This is a genomic window from Loktanella sp. M215 (assembly GCF_021735925.1).
Lineage (GTDB): Bacteria > Pseudomonadota > Alphaproteobacteria > Rhodobacterales > Rhodobacteraceae > Loktanella.
The window spans coordinates 3,443,951-3,465,528 of record NZ_WMEA01000001.1 but is presented as its reverse complement, the minus strand read 5'-3'; the positions used below and the strand labels follow the sequence as shown (position 1 = coordinate 3,465,528).

Sequence of the window (21,578 nt, the reverse complement as noted above, 5' to 3'; positions counted from 1 at the left end):
GCCAACTTTCGTTAGGAGGACGCTGCCTGCACGGGGCTGACCGTGCGGAACGAGAGACCCGTCCGATGACCATTGCCCTGCGCCGTACGCTGACCGCCTGCATGACATTCGCCGTTCTGACCTGCGCCCAGACGGCCACGGCAGAGGAGGTACTCGCAGCCCGGCTTGGTGCGGTTCTGGGTCAGGAACGTCAGGCGCTGGCCATTGTTCCCGATAACCGTCTGTCCGCGCTGACCGCGGTCCCGGACAGTGCGCGCCGCACGGCGACCCCGACCGGCGGCGACGCGGTGATGACGGACGCCTATCTGTCCACCATGACGGCCCCCAAGGGCAACAGCGAGTGGGAGTGTCTTGCGGACGCGCTGTACTTCGAGGCGCGGGGCGAGGGCGTGCAGGGCATCTTTGCCGTGGGCGAGGTCATCATGAACCGCGTCGACAGTGCGGCCTATCCCAATACGGTCTGCGGTGTCGTGCATCAGGGGTCTGGCAAGAAGTTCGCTTGCCAGTTCAGCTGGACCTGCGACAACAACTCTGACGCCATCGGCAACAAGACCGCCTTTGCCCGCGTCGGCAAGGTCGCCAAGCTGCTGATGGACGGCGTGCCGCGCCGCCTGACGCAGGGCGCCACGCATTACCACACCAAGGCCGTGCATCCCTCTTGGGCCAGCCGTTTCCCCAAGACGGCCACCATCGGCGCGCATTACTTCTATCGCCAGCCGACGCGCAGCGCCTCGAATTAAGTACGCCGATAGGGCGGCCAGCGCCCGGGTCGCGAGACGTCCCTGCCGCCGGTGTGATCCATTTAGCTGGCTTGCGGCCATCTGGGCCTGTCGCTATGCCTGCGGCACGCTTCTGACCGCCGGGGTTCATCCATGACCGACGACATTCGACTGGCCTTTGCGCATCCGTCAGAGCGGGCGGCGGCCATTGGTGATCTGCCTTACGACCGGATTTCCCTGCGCGACTATGTCGTCGAGGTCGAGATCGGTGCCTTTCAACAGGAACGCGGCCATCTGCAGCGGGTCCGCTTCAACGTCGTAGTCGAGGTGCTGCCGCAGACCGGCCCCATCGACGACGATGTGGACCGCATCCTGTCCTATGACCGCGTGACCGAGGCGATCGGCGCGGAGTTGCGCGCCGAACGCATCAACCTGCTGGAAACCCTCGCCGCCCGCGTGGCCGAACGCATCCTTGCAGAACCGCAGGCCGAACGCGTCTTCGTGCGGATCGAGAAGCTGGACAGGGGTCCGTTCTCGCTTGGCGTCGAGATCGTGCGCGCCCGCGACGGCCACAAGCCCGCGGGGCAGGACCATACGGCGGCACCGCATCCGCGGGTGCTGTTCTTGTCGGCTGCGGCGCTGGAATCCGACCGGCTGACCGGCTGGCTGGATCAGGCGATTGCGATGTCCGCGCCGCTGATCGTCTGCGTCGGGCCTGCGGCGACGGCCGCACCGCGTGCGGGTCATGCGCTGGCGCAGCGCCGGATCGACCTGCTGGCGATCGAGCAGAACGCCTGGGTGCTGGCGGCGCGCGATCCGCGCCTGATCGTGGTCGGCAGCCGGACCGAACTGGACTGGGCGATGAAGAACGGCCAGACCTGCATCTGGGCGCCGTCCAAGATCGTGCTGGACGCGGTCGATGGCCCTGCGGCGGGCCCGGCAGAGTCCGTGGCGCTGGTCGCGTGGTTCGCAGCGCAGGTCGAGGCCGCAGAGCTGCTGGTGATCGGGGCCGCAGCCCCCGAGACTCAGGTGCCGACCCGCGCCCTGCCGGTCAGTGCTGTCGATCTGGCATGACCCTGTATTATCGGCCCATTTTGCAGACCGATCCCGCGCGCACCGCGGAGGCGCTGACCCTCGCGGGCGGCTGGTGCTGGTTCGACCGTGTGGAGGTTCTGGCGCGCGGTGCGGCGTCCCGCGTCATCGCCGCGACCGATCTGCCGGACGACGCGGCTTTGGCGCTGACGGCGCGGCGGCCTGCGATTGCGGGCCTCGACATGCTGCGGCCACGGCTCATGGGCATCCTGAACGTGACGCCGGACAGTTTTTCTGACGGGGGACAGTTCGACAGCCCTGCGGCTGCCATTGCGCAGGCGCTGGCGATGCAGGCGCAGGGTGCAGACATCATCGACGTGGGTGGCGAAAGCACCCGGCCCGGTGCCGAGACCGTGCCTGACGCAGAGGAGGTCGCCCGCACGGCCCCGATCATCGCGGCCCTGCGGACGCAAAGCGACGTGGCGATTTCCATCGATACGCGCAAGGCGGCGGTGGCGGAGGCGGCGGTGGCTGCGGGGGCGACGCTGATCAACGATGTCTCGGCCCTGCGCTGGGACGCGGGCATGGCGCAGGTCGTGGCGGACAGCGGGCAGCCCGTCTGCCTGATGCACAGCGTTGGCGATCCTGCGACGATGCAGCAGGACCCGCGTTATGACGACGTTCTGCTGGATGTCTACGATCATCTGCAAAGCCGGATCGCAGCGGCCGTCGCTGCGGGAATCGCCTTGGACAGGATCGTGGTCGATCCCGGAATCGGCTTCGGCAAGACGCTGGATCACAATCTGGCGCTGCTGCGCCGGCTGTCGCTGTTTCACAGCCTTGGCTGCCCGGTGCTGCTCGGCGCCTCGCGCAAGCGGTTCATCGGCACGATCACCGACCGGGCGGTCGCGGCGGACCGGGTGGCGGGGTCGCTGGCGGTCACGCTGGTGGGGATCGCGCAGGGGGTGCAAATCCACCGCGTCCACGATACCAGCGATACGAAAGCCGCCTGTGCGATGGCGCTGGCGATGAACGGAAGGTAAGGCGCGATGGACAGGATTTTCGGAACCGACGGGATCAGGGGCACCGCCAACATCTATCCGATGACCGCCGACATGGCCCTGCGGATCGGGGCTGCCGCCGGGCGCTATTTCCGCAACGACGGGTCGAACGGCCATCGCGTCGTGATCGGCAAGGACACGCGGCTGTCGGGCTACATGTTCGAGAGTGCCTTGACGGCGGGCCTGACCAGCACCGGCATGAACGTGCTGCTGCTGGGGCCTGTGCCGACGCCGGCGGTGGGGATGCTGACGACGTCCATGCGGGCGGACGTGGGCATCATGATCTCGGCCAGTCACAACCCGCACCATGACAACGGCATCAAGTTCTTTGGCCCCGACGGGTTCAAGCTGTCGGATGACGCCGAGGACGAGATCACGCGTCTGGTGTCGGATGGCGTGGAGCCGGTGCAGGCCGGCAATATCGGGCGTGCCAAGCGCATCGACGACGGGCGGTTCCGCTATGCGGAGCGGCTCAAGGCGTCTTTCCCGCACGGGATGCGTCTGGACGGTCTGAAGGTCGTGATCGACTGCGCCCATGGCGCCGCACACCGGGTGGCCCCGGAGGTGCTGTGGGAACTGGGCGCCACGGTGATCGGCATCGGCACCGCACCGGACGGGTTCAACATCAACGCAGGCTGCGGGTCCACGGATACAGCACTCGCCGCGCGGACAATTTTGGAACATGGCGCGGACGTGGGCATCTGTCTGGACGGCGACGCGGACCGGGTGATGATTCTGGACGAGACCGGGCGCGTGGCGGACGGCGACCAGATCATGGCGCTGATGGCCGCCCGCTGGGCGCGGGCGGGTACACTGGCGAACGGCACGCTGGTGGCCACGGTCATGTCCAATCTTGGGCTGGAGCGGTTCCTGCAGGCGCAGGGCCTGTCGCTGGAACGCACCGCCGTCGGTGACCGCCATGTCGTGACCGCGATGCGCGCGGGCGGGCACAATCTGGGTGGCGAGCAGTCGGGCCATATCGTGATGACCGATTACGCGACTACCGGCGACGGGCTGCTGGCGGGCCTGCATTTCCTGGCGGCGATGATCGAGACGGGCCAGCCAGCCAGTGCGCTGACGCAAAGTTTCGAGACAGTGCCGCAACTGCTGAAGAACGTGCGTTACGCGGCGGGGACCGATCCGCTGGCGGCTGCGGCGGTGCAGGGGGTGATCCGCGACGCAGAGGCGCGGCTGGCGGGACAGGGGCGTCTGCTGATCCGCAAGTCGGGGACGGAGCCGCTGGTGCGGGTCATGGCGGAATGCGAGGATCCGGACCTGCTGGTGCAGGTGGTGGACGAGATCGTGGCGGCGGTCGCGCGCGCGGCGTGAGGGCGGCGCCTGAGGCCTTGGGGCGCTGCCCCAAACCCCGAAGTATTTTTGACCAGAAGAAGGGGGGCGGCCCCTCAGGCGGGGGCGCGGGACCAGAGGCGCGTCAGGCTGGCCCATTGGCTGATCGCGAGGCCGCAGAGGATCAGGGCGAGGGCCGCGAAGAAGCGCAGGGGCAGAGTCTCTGACAGGATCAGCGCACCGCAGAGGACCGACCAGAGCGGCACCTGATAATTCACCAGCGTCATGAAGACCGATCCCGCCGAGCGGATCACCGTGACGCGCAGAAGGGCGGCGAGGGCGGTGGGGAAGAGGCCGAGGAAGACGATGGCGCCCATCTGCAAGGGGGCGGCGCGGCCGGGGATGCCTTCGACCAGCAGCATCGCCGGGATCAGCACGGCGCTGCCCACCGCGAGCGTCAAGGCCGCGAGCACGATCGGGTCGATCGGCGGGCAGCGGCGGGTCATGATGCTGGCGATGGCGTAGGACACGGCGGCGGCGAGGCAGGCGAGCTGCCCCAGCGGTTCCCACCCCGATCCGATGTGCAGGACGCCGGGGCCGATCAGCACCAGCGCGCCGGTGAAGCCCACGATGACGCCGATCAGGCGGCGGGTGGAGAGCGCCTCGTCACTGAAGACATGGGCGAGGGGCAGCACAAAGAGCGGTAGCGCCGCCATCGAGATGCCCGCGAAGGCCGAGGGGACGTATTGCTGGCCCCATGACAGCAGGGCGAAGGGCAGGGCGGTGTTCAGCACGCCGATCAGCGCGAGGTATTTCAGAAGGCGCGGCGTCAGGGCTGGCCAGGGCCGCTGGAGTGCGGCGCGCAGGCCCAGAAGGGCCAGTGCGCCCAGCGTGGTGCGCGCGCAGGCGACCGTCAGCGGGCCGTAGCCGCGCAGGGCGACGGCGACCACCATGAAGGTGCCGCCCCAGATCAGCCCCAGGACGCCGATCGACGCCCAGTTGCCGGCGGTGGGGGCTGGGGAACTTGTGGTTGAGTTCTGCATTGGGTCCAAACGCCGTGCCACACCACGCCCCCTTATTCCTTCGGAGACCTGTCATGGATTTCAATTTTCTGTTGCCGCTGCTGGCGATGTTCACACTTCTCGCCGCACTGGTCTTTTCCCTCTATAGCAAGGCTGTGACCGAGAAAAAGCGGAAAGACCCCAATGCACCCAAATCGTCGCTGGCCAAGGATGGACCCGGACCGCAGCCTCTGCGCTGAGCCTGCCCAAGCGGTAGCACTCCGCCCCTTGCAGGGGCCGGGCCTGTGATGGATGGCCGGATTGAGGACGTCTTTGCCGCGCAGCAGGCGCGGGTCGCCCAGCGGCGTGTGACGCAGGGTCTGGCGGCGCGACGCGCGGCGCTGGACGATCTGCGGCGCGCCATCCTTGCGCGGCAGGATGACATCGTCGCCGCCCTGGCTGCGGATTTCGGCAAGCACGAGGTCGAAGTCCGGCTGACGGAAATCCTGCCTGTCCTGCAGGAGATCAGCCACAGCCGCCGTCATCTGCGCCGCTGGATGCGGCCGCGGCGCGTCATGCCGCGCCTGTTGATGATCGGCACATCGGCGCGTGTCGTCCCGCAGGCCCGCGGCGTCGCGATGATCATCGCGCCTTGGAATTTCCCGTTCCAGCTTGCCATGGGGCCGCTGGTGTCTGCCCTTGCGGCGGGCTGTGCGGCGATCGTCAAGCCGTCGGAGATGACGCCCGCAACCTCTGCCCTGGTGGCGGAGATTGTCGCACAGACCTTTGCCCCCGATCTGGTCAGTGTGGTTCAGGGTGGGGCGGATGTCGCGACCGCATTGCTGGCGCTGCCGTTCGACCATATCTTCTTTACCGGCAGCCCGGCGGTGGGGCGGATCGTCATGGCGGCGGCGGCACAGACGCTGGCGTCGGTCACGCTGGAACTGGGGGGCAAGTCGCCGGTGATCGTGGGGCCGGACGCGGACGTGGGCCGGGCGGCAAAATGGATCGCCTGGGGGCGGTTCATGAACGCGGGGCAGACCTGCGTCGCGCCGGACCACGTCTTTGTGCACGACAGCAAGCGCGACGCGCTGGTGCGCGCTTTGCAGGACCGGATCACGGCGATGTACGGCAGCGATCCTGTCGCCTCGCCCGCGCTGGCGCGGATCGTCGATCAGCGCAATCTGGACCGTCTGACCGGTCTGCTGCAGGACGCGCAGTCGGCTGGTGCGACGCTTCTGGGGGGCGGCACGGGGCAAGCCGCCGCAGGCAAGCTGGCACCGGTTCTGGTGACCGGGACGACCGCAGAGATGACGATCAGCGGGACCGAGATCTTTGGTCCTATCCTGCCGTTGATCCCTTATGACGACCTTGATCAGGTGCTGGCGCGGATCAACGCCGCACCGCATCCACTGGCGCTATACGTCTTCGGGGGACCGGTGCTGGCGGACCGGGTCATGCGGACCACGACATCTGGCAGCGTTGGCGTGAACCTGACGGTGATGCCCTTCATCCACGCGGGCCTGCCGTTCGGCGGCGTCGGCACCTCCGGCATGGGGGCGGCGCACGGGCATGCGGGGTTCAAAGCCTTCAGTCACATGCGGCCCGTGTTGCGGAACCGCTTTCTGGTGATGCCGCTGTTGTTTCCGCCCTATACCGACCGGGTCAGGCGTTTGGCGACATGGGTGCAGCGTCTGGTCACATGAAAAAGGCCCGCCACGGGGGCGGGCCTTTGCGGCGTGTGGATCAGTTCTTGGCCTTGTCCACCATGCGGCCTGCGCCAATCCAGGGCATCATCTCGCGCAGCTTGGCGCCGACGACTTCGATCTGGTGTTCGTCATTGGCGCGGCGGGACGCCTTCAACGTCGGCTGGCCCACGGTGTTTTCCAGCATGAAGTCGCGCACGAACTTGCCGGTCTGGATGTCGGAGAGGACGTCCTTCATCCGCTTTTTCGTCTCTTCATACGGCAGGATGCGCGGGCCGGACACGTACTGGCCGTATTCGGCCGTGTTCGAGATTGAGTAATCCATGTTGGCGATGCCGCCTTCGTAGATCAGGTCGACGATCAGCTTCACCTCGTGCAGACACTCGAAATAGGCCATCTCGGGCTCGTAACCGGCCTCGACCAGCGTCTCGAATCCCATGCGGATCAGTTCGACCAGACCACCACACAGCACGGCCTGTTCGCCGAAGAGGTCGGTTTCGCATTCCTGGCGGAAGTTCGTCTCGATGATGCCGGAGCGACCGCCGCCGATGGCGGAGCAATAGGACAGGCCGATTTCCATCGCCTTGCCGGATGCGTCCTGGTGGACGGCCACGAGGCAGGGCACGCCGCCGCCCTTGGTGTATTCGCCGCGGACCGTGTGGCCGGGGCCCTTGGGCGCCATCATGATGATGTCGACGCCGGGCTTGGGCTCGATCAGGCCGAAGTGGATGTTCAGGCCGTGGGCGAAGGCCATGGCGGAACCTTCGCGCAGGTTGTCATGGACGTACTTGCGGTAGGTCTCGGCCTGCAGTTCGTCGGGCATGGTGAACATGATCAGATCGCACCAAGCCGCAGCCTCGGCGATGCCCATGACCTTGAGGCCTTCGGCTTCGGCCTTCTTGGCAGAGGGCGAGCCTTCGCGCAGGGCGACGACGAGGTTTTTCGCGCCGCTGTCGCGCAGGTTCAGCGCATGGGCGTGGCCTTGGCTGCCGTAGCCGAGGATCGCGACCTTCTTGTCCTTAATCAGGTTCACGTCGCAATCGCGGTCGTAATAAACGCGCATGGGGGTTATCCCTTGGTTGGTTGCATTGGGGCGCAACATACGGAGTTTGCTGTGGGTTGCGAGGGTCGTTTTTTGAGTATTTTGGAAAAAGCGAGGACTATCATTCGCCAGATGGGTAAAGTATGTGATTTTCATGCTGGATGACAAGGACAGGGCGCTGTTGCGCCGTTTGCAGGCGGACCCGAGCCTGACGGTTCCGGAAGTGGCGGCGCTGGCTGGCCTCACGGCGGGGCAGGCGGCGCGGCGGCTGGACCGCATGGCCGCTGACGGTGTGATCCGGGGGCAGACGGCGGTGATCGACTGGGCCGCCCTTGGGTATCCGTTGCAGGTCAGCCTGCGGGTGACACTGGACAAGACCGTGCCGGGGGCCTTCGATGCCTTCCTTGCGGCGGCGCGCGAGGTGGCGGAGGTGCTGGAGATCCAGACCTTTCTGGGCCGCGTCGACGTGCGGCTGGCCCTCGTCGCGCGGGATCTGGCGCATTACCAAGCTCTTTACCGGACCCGCATCCTGTCGCTGCCCCATATCGCGGATATCGAGGCGCTGATGGACGTGGCAGCCGTCAAATCCGATGAAAGCCTGCCGCTGTGACGCTGGACGATCTGGACCGCGCCCTGCTGCGGCTACTGGTCGCGGATGCAGCGCAGCCGGCTTCTGCGCTGGGGCGGCAACTGGGGTTGAGCCAGCCCGCGACATGGCGGCGGATCAGGCGGTTGCAGGAGGGCGGCATCCTGACGGGCCGTCGCCTGTTGCTGGATGCAGAGCGGCTGGGCTTTGGGGTCACGGTCTTTCTGGGGATCAAGCTGGCCACCAAGGGGCGCGTGAGCCTTGAGGATTTCGAGCGCGCGGTCGGCGCGATCCCGGAGGTGCAGGTGGTGACGCATGTGCTGGGACTTTACGATTACCGCCTGCGGGTCGTGGCCCGCGACCTTGCGGATTTCGAGCGGGTGCTGCGGCGGCGGATCATGACGCTGCCGGGGGTCGGCACGGTCGAGGCCAACGTGATGCTGAGCGAGGAGCGCAGGCCGGGGCCGCTGTGAGCGTCACGCAAAGATAGACTTTGCCAGACGCGTGGTTTCGGCCTACCTCAGAGGTCAAAGCGATGGAGGACGCAATGGACGGACAGATGACGCATGCCCCGGTCGACCCGGACGGGTTGATGGAATTTTCGGTGGTCTTCACGGACCGGTCGCTCAATTCCATGAGCAAGGTGTTCCAGCAGGTCATGCGCGACTGCTCTGCCCTGCTGAAAGAGGTCTATGCCGCCGATGCGGTGGCGATCGTCCCCGGCGGCGGCACTTTCGGCATGGAGGCGGTGGCGCGGCAGTTCGGGACGAACGCGCATTGTTTCATCGTCCGCAACGGCTGGTTTTCCTACCGCTGGAGCCAGATCTTCGACGCCGGCGGTTTTGCTGCCGAGACGACCGTGAAGATGGCGCATCAGACCGGCAACGACAGCCGCGCGCCCTTTGCGCCCGCGCCGATCGAGGATGTGGTGCAGGCGATCCGCGCTGCCAAGCCGGATGTGGTCTTTGCCCCCCATGTGGAAACCAGCGCGGGCCTGATCCTGCCCGATGATTACCTGAAAGCCATGGCCGATGCGGCGCATGAAGTGGGGGCGATCATGGTGCTCGATTGCATCGCGTCGGGCTGCATCTGGGTCGACATGAAGGCGACCGGCGTCGACGTGCTGATCTCTGCCCCGCAAAAGGGCTGGTCGGCGACACCCTGTGCGGGCCTTGTGATGATGTCGGACCGCGCGGCGGAACGGCTGGAGGCGACGACCTCGAACAGTTTTGCCGGTGATCTGAAGAAGTGGCGCCAGATCATGAAGGCCTACGAGGATGGCGGTCACGCGTACCATGCCACGATGCCGACGGACGGGCTGCGCGCCTTCCGCGACACGATGGAGGAGACGCGGGATTACGGCTTTGATAAATTGAAGGCCGCCCAGTGGGAGTTGGGCAATGCGGTGCGGAAACATCTGACGGGCATGGGCGTCGCGTCGGTCGCGGCAGAGGGCTTTCAGGCGCCCGGCGTCGTGGTCAGCTACACCGACAATCCGGAGGTGAAATCCGGTGCGGCCTTCGTAAAAGAAGGCATGCAGATTGCTGCAGGCGTGCCGTTGCAGGTGGGCGAGCCTGCCGATTTCATGACCTTCCGGCTGGGGCTCTTCGGGCTCGACAAGCTTTATAACGTGCAGGGCACGCTGGACCGGTTGCTGCCGGTGCTTACCCGCGTGCTCTAGGCGGCACCCAGCCCCAGCTTCATCAGGCGGCGGCGGACCGGGCTTGCGTCGTGCAAGGCCCGGACGCCGAGGGCGCGCAGGTCGTGGATCAGCGGACTTTGCGCCATCGACGTGCGATTCAGCGCGTCGATGCCGGTGACGCGCAGACGCATCTCGCCGTGGCGGGCGCGGGCATAGGCCGCGAGCATTGCGGGCGATCCCAGCGCGTCAGGGTTCGCGACCGTAAGGTCCAGCAGGCAGGCAATATCGGCCAGCGACATGTTCAGGCCCTGCGCGCCGATGGGCGGCATGACGTGGGCGGCCTCGGCCACCAGTGCCGTGCGCGGTGCGGTGATCCGGTCCGCGATCTGGCTGATGATCGGCCAGACCGACCGGCGGCCGACCAGTGTCAGCGGGCCATTCACACCGGCGCTGCGATCGTTCGCGGCGGCTGTGAAATCCGCGTCCGAGAGGGCTGCAAGGGTTGTGATCCGTGGGCCGGTATCCATCCACACGACGGAGGAGCAGGGCTGGCCGTCGTGGTCGGGCAGGGGCACCAGCGTGAACGGGCCGCCCGCGCGATGCACCTCGGTCGAGACGCCGTTGTGCGGGCCGGGGTGGGTCACGGCAAAGGTCACGGCCTTTTGGCCGTAGCGCGTCGTCGCAACACCGATGCTTGCGGCCTCTCGCACCGGAGATCCGCGGCCGTCGGCGCCGATCACCAGCCGGGCCGCGATCTGTGTGCCGTCGGTCAGCCGCACCAGCGCCTGATCCGTGCGCGCGACCATTGCGGCAAAGCCGGTGCCGGTGCGCAGGGTCACGTTGTCCATCGCCCCGATGCGGTCGACCATCACGCGGCGCAGCAGCCAGTTCGGCAGGTTCCACCCGAAGGGCCTGTCAGAGATGTCGGAGGCGGCGAAGTCGCGGCTGACGGGCGTCTCCTTTGCGGCGTCCACGATCCGCATGATCGCGAGCGGCGTGGCGTGACCTGACAGTGCCTGCCACACCCCGGCACGGTCCAGAACCCCTTGGGCCGGTTGCAGAAAGGCGGTGGTGCGCAGGTCAGCGCCGGGGTCTGCGGCATCGGTGACGGGCGGGGCCGGGTCCACCACGACGACGTCGAAACCCGCAGCACCGAAGGCTACCGCTGCCGCGAGGCCCGCCACGCCGCCGCCGCTGATCAGAAGATCTGTCTGTATTTTGTCCATGCCCGGGATATAGGGCATCGCAGGGCGCCCGGAAAGGTCGCGGGCTGCGACATCCTTGCCTGTGCCGTCCAGCCCCCGCTATGCTGCTGCCAGACCGAGGGGGACACCATGCAAGATCGCGCAACACCGCAGAAGGATGCCTATGCGCTGATCCTCGAAGCGATCGACAGCCACATCTACAAGCCCGGCGACCGGCTGGTGGAAAGCGAGCTGGCCGACCGGCTGGGCGTCAGCCGGACCCCGGTGCGCGAGGCGCTGCAGCGGCTGGAGACGCAAAGCCTGCTGACCCGCGACGGGCGGTCGCTGATCGTGGCCTCCCTCGACCACACGCAGATGGCAGAGCTTTACGTCGTGCGCGGCACGCTGGAGGGGCTGGCCGCCCGGCTGGCGGCCCGTCATGCCACGCCAGAGGAAGTCGCCGTGCTGCGCGATATGCTGGCCGCCGACGAAGCGCTGAAGGACGACCCCGAGGCGCTGAGCCGCGCGAACCGGCGGTTCCACAAGCAGATCCACCTTGCGTCGCACAACCGGTTTCTGGTGCAGCAGCTGGATCTGGTGCACCGGTCGATGGCCCTGCTGGCCACGACCTCGATTTCCGCCAAGGGGCGGGGCGGCGATACGCTGAGGGAGCACGAGCGAATCGTCGAGGCCATCGCTGCGGGTGACGGCGATGCGGCGGATACGGCGCTGCGGGCGCATATCTCTGAGGCCTTCGTCACGCGTCTGAAACTGGATGCGGCAAAGGTCGAGGCGGCGCAGTAGCGGGCGCATGCTTTGGCAACAGGATGCCGTGCGCGGTCTTGTGCCAGTAGAACGGCTTCCACGTGAGTTCTAGCAGCCCTTTGTAGCAGGCGACGGCCCCTAGCGGGAAATAAAGCTGCAGGGTCAGTGCCCAGGGAATCAGCCAGCCCTTGCCCGCGCGTCGCACGGCAAGGGCGGCGATGGCGAAATTCGCGAGTTCGCAGGTGATGAAGAGGCCCACCATGGCCCAGAAGACCGGGCGCGGCAGCAGGTCCGCCGCCGGGTGGTGCACCCCGAAGGGGACCAGCCAGAACGACCAGACCAGCGGTGCCAGCAGGAATTGCGACAGCGTGCCCGCAAACAGCACCTGCACGCCAAAGAACCGCCACGGCCCCAGATCGCGCCAGAGTGCGCGCGGTTCGCGCATGTGGACGCACCACGTGACGCCGTACCCCTTGAGCCAGCGTGACCGCTGCTTGACCCAAGGCCAGAAGCGGCCGTTCGCCTCTTCCTCGGTGACGGAGGGGATGAAGGCGGTCCGGTAGCCCGCGCGCGCCAGCCGCAGGCCAAGATCCGCATCCTCTGTCACGTTATGGGCGTCCCAGCCGCCCAGCCGTTCCAGGATGTCGCGGCGAAAGAACAGCGTGGTGCCGCCCAGCGGCACGACAAGGCCCATGCGGGCATAGCCCGGCAGCACGACGCGGAACCAGCTGGCGTATTCCAGCGTGAAGCAGCGGGTCAGCCAGTTGGCGCTGCTGTTGTAATAGTCGAGCACGCCCTGCAGGCAGGCCACCTGCGGATCGGCGCCGGCAAAGGTCGCGGCGACGATGCGCAGCTGGTCGGTGGCGGGCGCATCCTCTGCATCGTAGACGCCCACGATGCTGCCGCGCGCGAAGTCGAGCGCGTAGTTCAGCGCGCGTGGCTTGGTCCGCAGCGTGCCTTCGGGCACGGTGATGGACCGCATCCACGTCAACAGGCGGGTGCGGCCCAACGCCTCTTTCGTGGTGGTGTCGTTGTCTTCGAGCACGAGGCAGACGTCGAGGCGTTCGCGGGGGTAATCCAGTGCTTCCAGCCGAGTCAGCAGGTGGTCGGCGATGGCCCGTTCGCGGTAGAGCGGCACCAGCAGGGTGATGATTGGCAGGGGCCCGTCGGGTGAAGCAACGGACGGTGCCGCGTCGGTCCGCAGGCCGGACAGCGCTGCGGCGACCTTGATCCCGCCGGTCAAAACCAGAAGCACCACCGCGAGCGCCGAAAAGGCGGTGATGACAGCGACCGGGGCGGCCACGGTTGCAGCCACCAGCGCGAACGCAGCGACCACAACCCATCCCATCGCGCGCCCGGCCCGCCAGTCGCGGCAACTGTCTGCAGCGGGCAACCGCGTTTCGGCCCGCCTGACAAGGTCCGCGCCAAAGTCGCGTGCCAGCGCACCCGTGATCTGGTCAGGCATGCTGACGCCCATGCGGACGGGTCCGAGTGCGGCGGTCAGCGCCGGTTGCTGACGCAGGAAACGGGCATAATCGGGCGACAGGATCAGCGTGCAGTCGCCCATCCTGCGCCACGGCAGGACGCCGCCGGCCATCGCCTGCGCCGCGCCAAAGGTCTGCACGAGGGCGCGGTCCGGTGCGTCGATCATGGGATCGATCATGCGGGCAGACAATGTGGCGTTCTGCACCAGCGCCAGACTGCGCTGGGACAAGCTGAACCGGGTCTGCAGCACACCCAGCACGGTCAGGTTTTCACGCGCGGCGATCTCTTGTGCCGCCTGTGCCTGCGCCGCAGTGACGTAGCCGTCCTGCACGAGCCTTTGCAGCAGACCCGCCGGATCCTCCGGCAGGGGGGCATCCAGATCCGCCATGGAAAAGCCTGGCGCAAAAATCGTCATGGGTCCGCCTGTGTTGCGGTCCCATAAGGGCAGACGGTGGTTAAGAAGTCGTTAAGGCGGTCCCGGCTCAGTTCATCTTGCGGGCTTGCATGGCGTCGGCAAAGCGTTCGAACAGGTAGTAGCTGTCCTGCGGGCCGGGGCTTGCCTCGGGGTGATACTGGACCGAGAAGACCGGCCGGTCCGCGAGTGCGATCCCGCAGTTCGACCCGTCGAAGAGGCTTACGTGGGTTTCCGTGACCCCGGCCGGCAGGGTCTGGCTGTCGACGGTAAAGCCGTGGTTCATCGACGTGATCTCGACCTTGCCAGTGGTCATGTCCTTGACCGGATGGTTGGCGCCGTGGTGGCCGTGGTTCATCTTGATCGTCTGCGCGCCCAAGGCGAGGGCCAGCATCTGGTGACCGAGGCAGATGCCGAAGACCGGCAGATCGGCCCGTTCCAGCACACCCTTGATCATCGGCACGGCGTAAACGCCGGTGGCCGCAGGATCGCCGGGACCGTTGGACAGGAAGACGCCGTCGGGATTCAGGGCCAGCACATCCTCGGCCGTGGCCGATGCGGGCAGCACCGTCACATCGCAGCCGGCAGAGGCGAGGCAGCGCAGGATGTTGCGCTTGGCGCCGTAGTCGATGGCGACGACTTTGTGCTTGGGCGCGCCCTGGATCGGGTAGCCGTCGGGCCAGGCCCAGCGCATCTCGTTCCAGCGGTAGCTTTGAGCGCAGGTCACGTCCTTGGCCAGATCGAGACCGACGAGGCCCGCAAAGCCGCGCGCGGCGGCGACGAGGGCCGCGATGTCGAAGTTGCCGTCGGGATCGTGGGCGAGGGCCACGTGGGGTGCGCCCTGCTGGCGGATCGCGCGGGTCAGGCGACGGGTGTCGATGCCGCCCATGCCGATCCGGCCGCGGCGCGCGAGCCATGTCGTCAGCTCTTCGGTGGCGCGCCAGTTCGACGCCTCGGTCGGGTCCCATTTCACGATCATGCCCGCAGCGACGGGATCGGCGGTCTCGTCATCCTCGGCGTTGACGCCGGTGTTGCCGATGTGGGGGAAGGTGAAGGTGACGACCTGACCCGCGTAGGAGGGGTCGGTCATGATTTCCTGATAGCCGGTCATCGCGGTGTTGAAGCAGAGTTCCGCGGTGGTCTGGCCCGTGGCGCCGAAGCCACGGCCGTAGAACACGGTGCCGTCCGCAAGGGCGAGGCAGGCAGTGGGCTTCGCGGTATCGGTGATGGTCATCCGGGGTCCCCTTCGGCAGGCGCTGGCGGGCGGGCGCGGGCAGGCGCGGGCGCGCAAATTCGGCCTGTCCTACGCAGGCTGCGGGGCGGGGTCAAGGGGTGGGCCGTGACGCCGCGTCGGCAGCGCTTGTCAGGGCCGGACCGCAGCCCTATGTTGCGCCGATCTTAGGAATGGAACCACTGACATGGACGTGCGACAGCGACTTTCCGCAGCACTCAAGGATGCGATGAAGGCCCGCGAGGCGGATCGTCTGTCCACCCTGCGGCTGATCAACGCCGCGATCAAGGACCGTGACATCGCCCTGCGTGGCACCGGCGCCGAAGACGGGGCGGTGGTCGACAGTGCCGAAGTGCTGTCGATCCTGGGCCGCATGGTCAAGCAGCGGCAGGAAAGCGCGCGCGCCTACGAGGAGGGCGGCCGTCTGGAGTTGGCCGAAAAGGAGCTGTCGGAGATCAAGGTGGTCGAGGAGTTCCTGCCGCGCCAGCTGGACGCCGACGAAACTGCCGCCGCCGTCGATGCAGCGATCGCCGAGACCGGGGCCGACAGCATTCGTGACATGGGCCGCGTCATGGCCGTGCTGAAGGACAAATACACCGGGCAGATGGACTTTGGCCGGGTCGGGCCGATGGTCAAGGACCGTCTGGGCTGATTGTGACGGGGTGGACGGGCCCGCCCGCCCACCCCTTTTCGGGGCGCTGCCCCGGACCCCGAAGTATTTGCGACCAGAAGAAGGTCTGCAGGTTCGCGCGGGCTGGGACGGCCCGTCACTGGATCCGTCACAGGGCATCGCTGGCCTGATGTCGAAGGCTGTGTGTCACCGTCAGCCGCGCAGGGCGCGCTTGAGGTCGTCGTAGAGGGCGAGGCGTTCGGCGGCGTCGAGGAAGGCGCCGATCTCGACCTCGCGGTCGCCGCCCCGCAGGGTGATGTAGTTTTCGACAGGGCCGCCCTTGGGGTGCAGATGAACGCTGACCCAGTAGCGGTTCGCGCGCCAGTCCTGCCGTGGCCCCTTGGGATTGTGGCGCACCAGATAGGCGGTGTCAGCGGTGACGCGCAGCTCCTCCAGGACCTCGCCGCGCCGGTAGCTGACGTTCAGCGCGTACCAGAGACCGCCAAACATCGCGGCGAAGAACGGCAGCAGCGCCCAGAGCACGACCGAGCCCAGCACGGTCAGCAAGGGCAGCAGGATGATGGCCGCCGTAGCCCCCATGAACAGCACGAAATCGCGCCGCAGCAAGGACCGGTAGGGCCAGAGCGCGAGGCTCCAGTCCGGGTCGGCGTGTGGGGGTTCTGGGGACCATTCGTAGGGCATGAGGCTGTTTTAGCAGGACGGTTGCGGCTGGCAACTGTGCCGCTTGGTCGCGGTGGCGGTGCGGCTTTGCGAGGGTCAGGATGCCTCCGGTGGGATTTTTCTTGGTCAGGTGACGGCGGACGTGTCATGGATGCGATGTGCGCGTACAGGGAGGTTGGAAATGACGGTGACAATTCGGGCTGTGACGGCTGCCGACCGGGGGGTGTGGGACAAGCTTTATGCAGGCTATGCCGCCTTTTACCGCGTCGACCAGACGGCGGTGATGCGGGACAGGGTCTGGGGCTGGCTGATGGATGCGGGTCACGCAACCGAAGGGCTGGTGGCCTGTGCCGCGGATGGCACGGTGATCGGTCTGGCGCATTACCGCGCCTTTGCGCGGCCCCTGTCGGCCAGCACGGGCGGGTTTCTGGATGACCTCTTCGTTGACCCTGACGTGCGGGGTAGCGGGGCGGCGGATGAGCTGATCGCGGCGCTGCGCGGGATCGGCATGGCGCGGGGATGGACGGTGATCCGCTGGATCACGGCCGAGGATAACTACCGTGCGCGCGGGGTCTATGACCGGGTCGCGGCGCGGACGCATTGGGTGACCTACGACATCAAGCTGTGACCCTTATCCGCGGGGAAAACGGGCGATGCGGCAACGGGGTCTTCAGACTTTTGTGGTGCGTGGTGCGCCGAAGCTGAGGCGTCGGAGTGTCGGCGGGTGAAGCGCTGGCGCGATTACAACGCCGAAGCCATGAAAAAAGGCCCCGGATCGCTCCGGTGCCTTTTTCGTTGTGTGGCGGGATTTAGTGGGCGTGGCCCTTGTCCCAGTCGCTCCGCTTGGGAAGCTGCTCGAACGTATGCTCGGGCGGCGGGCAGGGCAGGGTCCATTCCAGTGTGTCGGCCCATTCGTTCCAGGGGTTGTTCACGGTGACTTTTGCACCACGGAACAGGGTCCAGAACAGCACGCCGATGAAGAACAGGAACGAGGCGAAGGACAGGAAGGCCCCCAGCGACGAGACGTAGTTCCAAGTGGCGAAGGCTTCCGGGTAGTCGATGTAGCGACGGGGCATGCCCTGACGACCAAGGAAGTGCTGCGGGAAGAAGGTGATGTTCGCGCCGATGAACATGGCCCAGAAGTGGACCTTGCCGGCCCATTCGGGATACATGCGGCCCGACATCTTGGGCAGGTAGAAGTAGATGCCTGCGAAGATCGCGAAGACGGCACCCAGGGACATCACGTAGTGGAAGTGCGCCACGACGTAGTAGGTGTCGTGATAGACGCGGTCGATGCCGGCTTGGCTGAGCACGATGCCGGTGACGCCACCGACGGTGAACAGAAACAAGAAGCCCATCGCCCAGAGCATCGGGGTCTTGAACTCTACCGAGCCACCCCACATCGTCGCGATCCAACTAAAGATTTTGACGCCCGTGGGGACCGCGATGACCATCGTCGCCATCATGAAGTAGGACTGCTGCGTCAGCGACAGACCGACCGTGTACATGTGGTGCGCCCAGACGACGAAGCCCAGAACACCGATCGCGACCATTGCATAGACCATCGGCAGGTAGCCGAAGATCGGCTTCTTGCTGAACGTCGCGATGACGTGGCTGATGATGCCGAAGCCGGGGATGATGATGATGTAGACCTCGGGGTGACCGAAGAACCACAGGATGTGCTGGTAGAGGATCGGGTCGCCGCCACCTTCGGGCTGGAAGAAGGTGGTGCCGAAGTTGCGGTCCATCAGCAGCATGGTGATGGCACCGGCCAGAACCGGCAGCGCCAGCAGGATCAGCCATGCGGTTACGAAGATCGACCAGGCGAAGAGCGGCACCTTGTGCATGGTCATGCCAGGCGCGCGCATGTTCAGGAAGGTCGTGATCATGTTGATCGCACCCAGGATCGAAGAGGCACCCGAGAGGTGGACGGCGAAGATCGCGAGGTCCATGGACATGCCGCCTTCGGACGTGGAGAGCGGCGGGTACATGACCCAGCCCACGCCGGAACCGGCCTGACCACCGCCACCGGGGGCGAGCATGGACGCGACGCCCAGCGCGGTGCCGGCCACATACATCCAGTAGGACAGGTTGTTCATCCGTGGGAACGCCATGTCCGGGGCGCCGATCTGCAGCGGCATGAAGTAGTTGCCGAAGCCGCCGAACAGGGCCGGGATGACCACGAAGAACATCATCAGGATGCCGTGGTAGGTGATCAGCACGTTCCAGAGGTGCCCGTTGGGCGTGCAGGGGGACGCTGCATCGGTGAAGATGCGCGCGCCTTCCATGCACATGTGCTGGACGCCGGGTTCCATCAGCTCGACCCGCATGAAGACGGTCAGGGCCACCGAGATGAAGCCGACAAGGCCTGCGGTGAACAGATACAGGACACCGATGTCCTTGTGGTTGGTGGACATGAACCAGCGGGTGAAAAATCCCCGCTCGTCGTGATGGTCATGGCCGTGGATGGCGGCGTCTGCCATGTGGCTCTCCCTCGGGTTTGGCTACGGACGAGCAGTGCGCGCGAGTCACTGTCCCGGCGTTCTGCATTCCGCTCGTTCTAGTGGGTCATCGGCCCCATCGCAACATTCAAAGGGCTTTATGGGCTGGGATAAATTGGCGCAGGGGATGCCTTGCGGTCCGTGCCGCGCCGGATCGCGCGGTGCGGGTGCAAAGGGCTGCGCGCCCCGTCGGACAGGCAGGGTGGATCAGATCGCAATCAACGGTGCCGGTGACGCCGCATTGTCACGTCAGACCCCGCCTGCGCCGGGATCGCCCGGTCTAGACCGGGGCTGCGACGTTCGGCATCTGGAAGGTAAAGACGGTTTGCACATCGCCAGAGTCGACGTCCAGCGTGCCGTCGTGGCCCTTTGCGATCTCTGACGCGATGAAAAGGCCCAGACCCAGCCCCTCGCGGCTGGGACGGTCGCCGCCCCGTTCGTAGGGCATGAAAAGGCCTTGCAACATCTCGTCTGCAATCCGGGTGCCGGCGTTGGCGACGGACAGGGTGAATGCCCCTGCCGCCGCGCGGGCCGTGACGTGGATCGGCGTATCCTGCGCGCCATGGGTGATGGCGTTCGCCAGCAGGTTCGAAAAGAGTTGCGAGACGCGGGGCGCGTCGCAGTAGACCGGGACTGCGAGGTCGATGTCGCACCTGATCTCCTGATCCGGAGACACCGCCTGAAGTTCGGCGACGATCTGGCTGAGGGCGGCGTTCAGATCGGGCGTCAGCGTCCGCTCGATCACGATGCCCTCTCCTCTTCGGTTGCGGGCCTGATCCAGCAGGTTCTCGATCAACAGGCCCATGCGATTGACGGAGCCGCGCATCAGGTCGACGAGGTGCTTGGCCCGGCTGTCGAGGTCGCCCCGTTCGATCATGCGCAGACCGGCGGTCAGGGCGCTGACCGGGTTGCGCAGGTCATGCGCCAGAATCGCGATGAACTGCTCTTGCACGCCGGCCAGCGTGCGTTCGTGCGTCACGTCCTGCTTGCTTTGCAACAATGCCTCTTCGGCATCGAGGCTTTCGCCGATCAGCTTGGCGAAGAGCCGGAACATCGCAAGGACGCGGTCGTCCTTGAGTTTGTGCGGTGCGGGGTCGATGGCGCAGAGCGTGCCGAAGAAGGACCCATCCGCACGACGGATCGGCACCGAGATATAGCTGCGGAAGCCGTAGCGCGACGGGCAGTGGTGATTGACGTAAAGCGGATCGTCCTGAACATCGTCGATGACGATTTCGCGGTCATATTGCCGGACTTCGTGGCACAGGGTGCTTTCCACATCCAGCTCGTCGCCGGGTGTGAGCCCAAAGGAAATGTGGTCGATGGCGCGGCAGGTGATCCAGCGCGAGGCTGTGACCCGTGCGACGGCGGCGAATCCCATCCCGGTTGCGAGGTTGACGGTTTCCAGCAGCGTCGGGACGGATTTGCACCGTCCGATCGCATCGATATCGTCCTGAAAGTCGTGCGACCTGTTCATTGTTACTCGTCTGTCTGGAAAATGCTGACTTGAAAAAGCGCTTTTGAATTTCGGAACGTCGTCAGTCATATGATGACCAACGTCTAACACAAATAATCCAGAGTGCTAACTGCATCGACCGGGCCCTGAAACAAGGGTGACGGCGTCGTGATCCTTTGCGTGGATCAGCGTGGCGTAAGGGGCCTGCGGGGGGTGGCCCTTGGCCGGTCAGGGCACGGTTTGGGCAGCGGCAGGGCCTGCGGTGCCGGGTGTGTCGGAAAAGATCGCGGCAAAGGTCTGGCGCAGGGCCACGTCCAGATCGTCCATCGTGACCGGCAGACCCAGATCGACGAGGCTGGTGACGCCGTGGTCGCGGATGCCGCAGGGGACGATCCCGTCGAAATGGGTCAGGTCGGGTTCCACATTGATCGACAGGCCATGAAAGCTGACCCACTTGTGCAGCCGGATGCCGAGGGCTGCGATCTTGTCCTCTTGCACGCTGCCGTCCGGGGCCAGCGGCTTGTCGGGGCGGGCGACCCAGACGCCGACGCGGCCGGGCCTGATCTCTCCGGTCACGTTGAAGCGGTCGAGGGCGGCGATGATCCAGTGTTCCAGATCCTGCACGAACCGGCGCACGTCGCGGCCGCGCTTGCCCACGTCGAGCATGACGTAGGCGATCCGCTGGCCGGGGCCATGATAGGTGTACTGCCCGCCACGGCGCGCGTCGAAGACCGGAAACCGGTCGGGATCGACCAGATCCTCGACCCGGGCCGAGGTGCCGGCGGTGTAAAGGGCTGGGTGTTCCAGCAGCCAGATCAGCTCCTCCGCCTCTCCCGCTGCGATACCTTTCGCGCGCGCTTCCATGAAGGCGAGCGCCTGCGGGTAGGGGACGGGGGCGTCAGAGGTGAGCCATGCGACCATTGGATTCACGCGGGCAGCAGCCCGGCCTTTCGGATGTCGGGGATGTTGCGGTGGCTGACGGGGATGTCGGTGCCGTGCGTCAATGTCGGGATCGCGCGGTGGCCGCTGCGGCGGGCGGTGGTCACGGCTGTCAACTGCGGGCAGTGAACCGGAAAGCCCGGTGTGTCGCCGGTCTTTTTGATCGCGTCGGGCAGGCGCAGCAGTCTCATTTCGTCCCCTTGGAAGTGCGGATGTCGACATAGTGATCCTTGGCCCAGAT

At 66.3% G+C, this 21,578-nt stretch carries 22 protein-coding genes; 12 read left to right on the top strand and 10 right to left on the bottom strand.

The features are described from left to right. Positions 1-65 precede the first annotated feature (65 nt). From GLR48_RS17030 to glmM, 4 genes are all read left to right on the top strand, one after another. A complete protein-coding gene (locus GLR48_RS17030; protein WP_237063166.1) occupies positions 66-740 on the top strand; it encodes a cell wall hydrolase in 675 nt (224 codons plus the stop codon). A gap of 132 nt (positions 741-872) precedes the next feature. After that, positions 873-1,793: a dihydroneopterin aldolase gene (locus GLR48_RS17025; protein WP_237063165.1), complete on the top strand. Its 921-nt coding sequence runs from the start codon at positions 873-875 to the stop codon at positions 1,791-1,793. Then, on the top strand, positions 1,790-2,794 hold the full coding sequence (gene folP / locus GLR48_RS17020) for a dihydropteroate synthase (protein ID WP_237063164.1): 1,005 nt from the start codon (positions 1,790-1,792) through the stop codon (positions 2,792-2,794). Before GLR48_RS17025 ends, folP begins: the two co-directional genes overlap by 4 nt. 6 nt (positions 2,795-2,800) lie before the next feature. Then, positions 2,801-4,141 carry a phosphoglucosamine mutase gene (gene glmM, locus GLR48_RS17015; RefSeq protein ID WP_237063163.1) on the top strand — a complete coding sequence of 447 codons (1,341 nt, stop codon included), beginning with the start codon at positions 2,801-2,803 and terminating at the stop codon, positions 4,139-4,141. 74 nt (positions 4,142-4,215) lie between these two features. Here glmM and GLR48_RS17010 read toward each other — a convergent pair whose 3' ends face one another. Next, positions 4,216-5,142 (bottom strand): DMT family transporter, encoded by a 927-nt coding sequence (locus GLR48_RS17010; RefSeq protein WP_237063162.1) that lies wholly within the window; start codon positions 5,140-5,142, stop codon positions 4,216-4,218. Between the two features lie 53 nt (positions 5,143-5,195). On the opposite strand from GLR48_RS17010, the gene GLR48_RS17005 reads away from it, so the two are divergent. Both GLR48_RS17005 and GLR48_RS17000 read left to right on the top strand, forming a co-directional pair. Next, on the top strand, positions 5,196-5,360 hold the full coding sequence (locus GLR48_RS17005) for a hypothetical protein (RefSeq protein WP_237063161.1): 165 nt from the start codon (positions 5,196-5,198) through the stop codon (positions 5,358-5,360). A 48-nt stretch (positions 5,361-5,408) separates the two neighbouring features. Beyond that, positions 5,409-6,806, top strand: coding sequence for an aldehyde dehydrogenase family protein (locus tag GLR48_RS17000; protein WP_237063160.1), 1,398 nt, complete (start codon positions 5,409-5,411; stop codon positions 6,804-6,806). 40 nt (positions 6,807-6,846) lie between these two features. Here GLR48_RS17000 and ilvC read toward each other — a convergent pair whose 3' ends face one another. Continuing rightward, a complete protein-coding gene (gene ilvC / locus GLR48_RS16995) occupies positions 6,847-7,869 on the bottom strand; it encodes a ketol-acid reductoisomerase (protein ID WP_237063159.1) in 1,023 nt (340 codons plus the stop codon). 133 nt (positions 7,870-8,002) lie between these two features. Here ilvC and GLR48_RS16990 point away from each other — a divergent pair, with 133 nt between their 5' ends. The 3 genes from GLR48_RS16990 (at position 8,003) to GLR48_RS16980 (ending at position 10,115) form a co-directional block, all read left to right on the top strand. Beyond that, the gene (locus GLR48_RS16990) at positions 8,003-8,458 is read left to right on the top strand and encodes an Lrp/AsnC family transcriptional regulator (RefSeq protein WP_237063157.1); all 456 of its coding nucleotides are present in this window, start codon (positions 8,003-8,005) and stop codon (positions 8,456-8,458) included. Further along, positions 8,455-8,907: an Lrp/AsnC family transcriptional regulator gene (locus GLR48_RS16985; RefSeq protein WP_237063155.1), complete on the top strand. Its 453-nt coding sequence runs from the start codon at positions 8,455-8,457 to the stop codon at positions 8,905-8,907. Before GLR48_RS16990 ends, GLR48_RS16985 begins: the two co-directional genes overlap by 4 nt. A gap of 86 nt (positions 8,908-8,993) precedes the next feature. Then, positions 8,994-10,115 carry an aminotransferase class V-fold PLP-dependent enzyme gene (locus tag GLR48_RS16980; protein ID WP_237063153.1) on the top strand — a complete coding sequence of 374 codons (1,122 nt, stop codon included), beginning with the start codon at positions 8,994-8,996 and terminating at the stop codon, positions 10,113-10,115. Here the strand turns inward: GLR48_RS16980 and GLR48_RS16975 are convergent. Next, the gene (locus GLR48_RS16975) at positions 10,112-11,320 is read right to left on the bottom strand and encodes an FAD-dependent monooxygenase (RefSeq protein ID WP_237063151.1); all 1,209 of its coding nucleotides are present in this window, start codon (positions 11,318-11,320) and stop codon (positions 10,112-10,114) included. The genes GLR48_RS16980 and GLR48_RS16975 overlap by 4 nt on opposite strands. 90 nt (positions 11,321-11,410) lie before the next feature. On the opposite strand from GLR48_RS16975, the gene GLR48_RS16970 reads away from it, so the two are divergent. After that, positions 11,411-12,064 (top strand): GntR family transcriptional regulator, encoded by a 654-nt coding sequence (locus tag GLR48_RS16970; RefSeq protein WP_237063149.1) that lies wholly within the window; start codon positions 11,411-11,413, stop codon positions 12,062-12,064. On the opposite strand, the gene GLR48_RS16965 is transcribed toward GLR48_RS16970, so the two are convergent. Then, positions 12,018-13,925, bottom strand: a complete 1,908-nt coding sequence (locus GLR48_RS16965; protein WP_237063148.1) for a glycosyltransferase family 2 protein — start codon at positions 13,923-13,925, stop codon at positions 12,018-12,020. The genes GLR48_RS16970 and GLR48_RS16965 overlap by 47 nt on opposite strands. Positions 13,926-13,992: 67 nt before the next feature. Then, a complete protein-coding gene (carA, locus tag GLR48_RS16960; protein ID WP_237063147.1) occupies positions 13,993-15,156 on the bottom strand; it encodes a glutamine-hydrolyzing carbamoyl-phosphate synthase small subunit in 1,164 nt (387 codons plus the stop codon). A 184-nt stretch (positions 15,157-15,340) separates the two neighbouring features. Here carA and GLR48_RS16955 point away from each other — a divergent pair, with 184 nt between their 5' ends. Next, entirely contained in the window at positions 15,341-15,805 is a 465-nt protein-coding gene (locus tag GLR48_RS16955) for a GatB/YqeY domain-containing protein (RefSeq protein WP_237063146.1), read from the top strand. A 171-nt stretch (positions 15,806-15,976) separates the two neighbouring features. On the opposite strand, the gene GLR48_RS16950 is transcribed toward GLR48_RS16955, so the two are convergent. Then, complete coding sequence (locus tag GLR48_RS16950) at positions 15,977-16,465, bottom strand: DUF2244 domain-containing protein (protein WP_237063145.1); 489 nt, start codon at positions 16,463-16,465, stop codon at positions 15,977-15,979. Between the two features lie 160 nt (positions 16,466-16,625). Here GLR48_RS16950 and GLR48_RS16945 point away from each other — a divergent pair, with 160 nt between their 5' ends. After that, the gene (locus GLR48_RS16945; protein ID WP_237063144.1) at positions 16,626-17,072 is read left to right on the top strand and encodes a GNAT family N-acetyltransferase; all 447 of its coding nucleotides are present in this window, start codon (positions 16,626-16,628) and stop codon (positions 17,070-17,072) included. A gap of 181 nt (positions 17,073-17,253) precedes the next feature. Here the strand turns inward: GLR48_RS16945 and ctaD are convergent, their stop codons facing one another. The 4 genes from ctaD to GLR48_RS16925 form a co-directional block, all read right to left on the bottom strand. Next, positions 17,254-18,927 (bottom strand): cytochrome c oxidase subunit I, encoded by a 1,674-nt coding sequence (ctaD, locus tag GLR48_RS16940; protein WP_237063143.1) that lies wholly within the window; start codon positions 18,925-18,927, stop codon positions 17,254-17,256. 298 nt (positions 18,928-19,225) lie between these two features. Beyond that, positions 19,226-20,419 carry a GAF domain-containing sensor histidine kinase gene (locus GLR48_RS16935; protein ID WP_237063141.1) on the bottom strand — a complete coding sequence of 398 codons (1,194 nt, stop codon included), beginning with the start codon at positions 20,417-20,419 and terminating at the stop codon, positions 19,226-19,228. 207 nt (positions 20,420-20,626) lie between these two features. Further along, positions 20,627-21,319 carry a lipoyl(octanoyl) transferase LipB gene (lipB, locus tag GLR48_RS16930; protein WP_237063139.1) on the bottom strand — a complete coding sequence of 231 codons (693 nt, stop codon included), beginning with the start codon at positions 21,317-21,319 and terminating at the stop codon, positions 20,627-20,629. 5 nt (positions 21,320-21,324) lie between these two features. Then, entirely contained in the window at positions 21,325-21,528 is a 204-nt protein-coding gene (locus GLR48_RS16925; protein ID WP_237063137.1) for a hypothetical protein, read from the bottom strand. Between the last annotated feature and the right edge of the window lie 50 nt (positions 21,529-21,578).

Coding starts and splice junctions, on each gene's coding strand:
- GLR48_RS17030 (WP_237063166.1), top strand. CDS start 66: ATGACCATTGCCCTGCGCCGTACGCTGACCGCCTGCATGACATTCGCC.
- GLR48_RS17025 (WP_237063165.1), top strand. CDS start 873: ATGACCGACGACATTCGACTGGCCTTTGCGCATCCGTCAGAGCGGGCG.
- folP (WP_237063164.1), top strand. CDS start 1,790: ATGACCCTGTATTATCGGCCCATTTTGCAGACCGATCCCGCGCGCACC.
- glmM (WP_237063163.1), top strand. CDS start 2,801: ATGGACAGGATTTTCGGAACCGACGGGATCAGGGGCACCGCCAACATC.
- GLR48_RS17010 (WP_237063162.1), bottom strand. CDS start 5,142: ATGCAGAACTCAACCACAAGTTCCCCAGCCCCCACCGCCGGCAACTGG.
- GLR48_RS17005 (WP_237063161.1), top strand. CDS start 5,196: ATGGATTTCAATTTTCTGTTGCCGCTGCTGGCGATGTTCACACTTCTC.
- GLR48_RS17000 (WP_237063160.1), top strand. CDS start 5,409: ATGGATGGCCGGATTGAGGACGTCTTTGCCGCGCAGCAGGCGCGGGTC.
- ilvC (WP_237063159.1), bottom strand. CDS start 7,869: ATGCGCGTTTATTACGACCGCGATTGCGACGTGAACCTGATTAAGGAC.
- GLR48_RS16990 (WP_237063157.1), top strand. CDS start 8,003: ATGCTGGATGACAAGGACAGGGCGCTGTTGCGCCGTTTGCAGGCGGAC.
- GLR48_RS16980 (WP_237063153.1), top strand. CDS start 8,994: ATGACGCATGCCCCGGTCGACCCGGACGGGTTGATGGAATTTTCGGTG.
- GLR48_RS16975 (WP_237063151.1), bottom strand. CDS start 11,320: ATGCCCTATATCCCGGGCATGGACAAAATACAGACAGATCTTCTGATC.
- GLR48_RS16970 (WP_237063149.1), top strand. CDS start 11,411: ATGCAAGATCGCGCAACACCGCAGAAGGATGCCTATGCGCTGATCCTC.
- GLR48_RS16965 (WP_237063148.1), bottom strand. CDS start 13,925: ATGACGATTTTTGCGCCAGGCTTTTCCATGGCGGATCTGGATGCCCCC.
- carA (WP_237063147.1), bottom strand. CDS start 15,156: ATGACCATCACCGATACCGCGAAGCCCACTGCCTGCCTCGCCCTTGCG.
- GLR48_RS16955 (WP_237063146.1), top strand. CDS start 15,341: ATGGACGTGCGACAGCGACTTTCCGCAGCACTCAAGGATGCGATGAAG.
- GLR48_RS16950 (WP_237063145.1), bottom strand. CDS start 16,465: ATGCCCTACGAATGGTCCCCAGAACCCCCACACGCCGACCCGGACTGG.
- GLR48_RS16945 (WP_237063144.1), top strand. CDS start 16,626: ATGACGGTGACAATTCGGGCTGTGACGGCTGCCGACCGGGGGGTGTGG.
- ctaD (WP_237063143.1), bottom strand. CDS start 18,927: ATGGCAGACGCCGCCATCCACGGCCATGACCATCACGACGAGCGGGGA.
- GLR48_RS16935 (WP_237063141.1), bottom strand. CDS start 20,419: ATGAACAGGTCGCACGACTTTCAGGACGATATCGATGCGATCGGACGG.
- lipB (WP_237063139.1), bottom strand. CDS start 21,319: ATGGTCGCATGGCTCACCTCTGACGCCCCCGTCCCCTACCCGCAGGCG.
- GLR48_RS16925 (WP_237063137.1), bottom strand. CDS start 21,528: ATGAGACTGCTGCGCCTGCCCGACGCGATCAAAAAGACCGGCGACACA.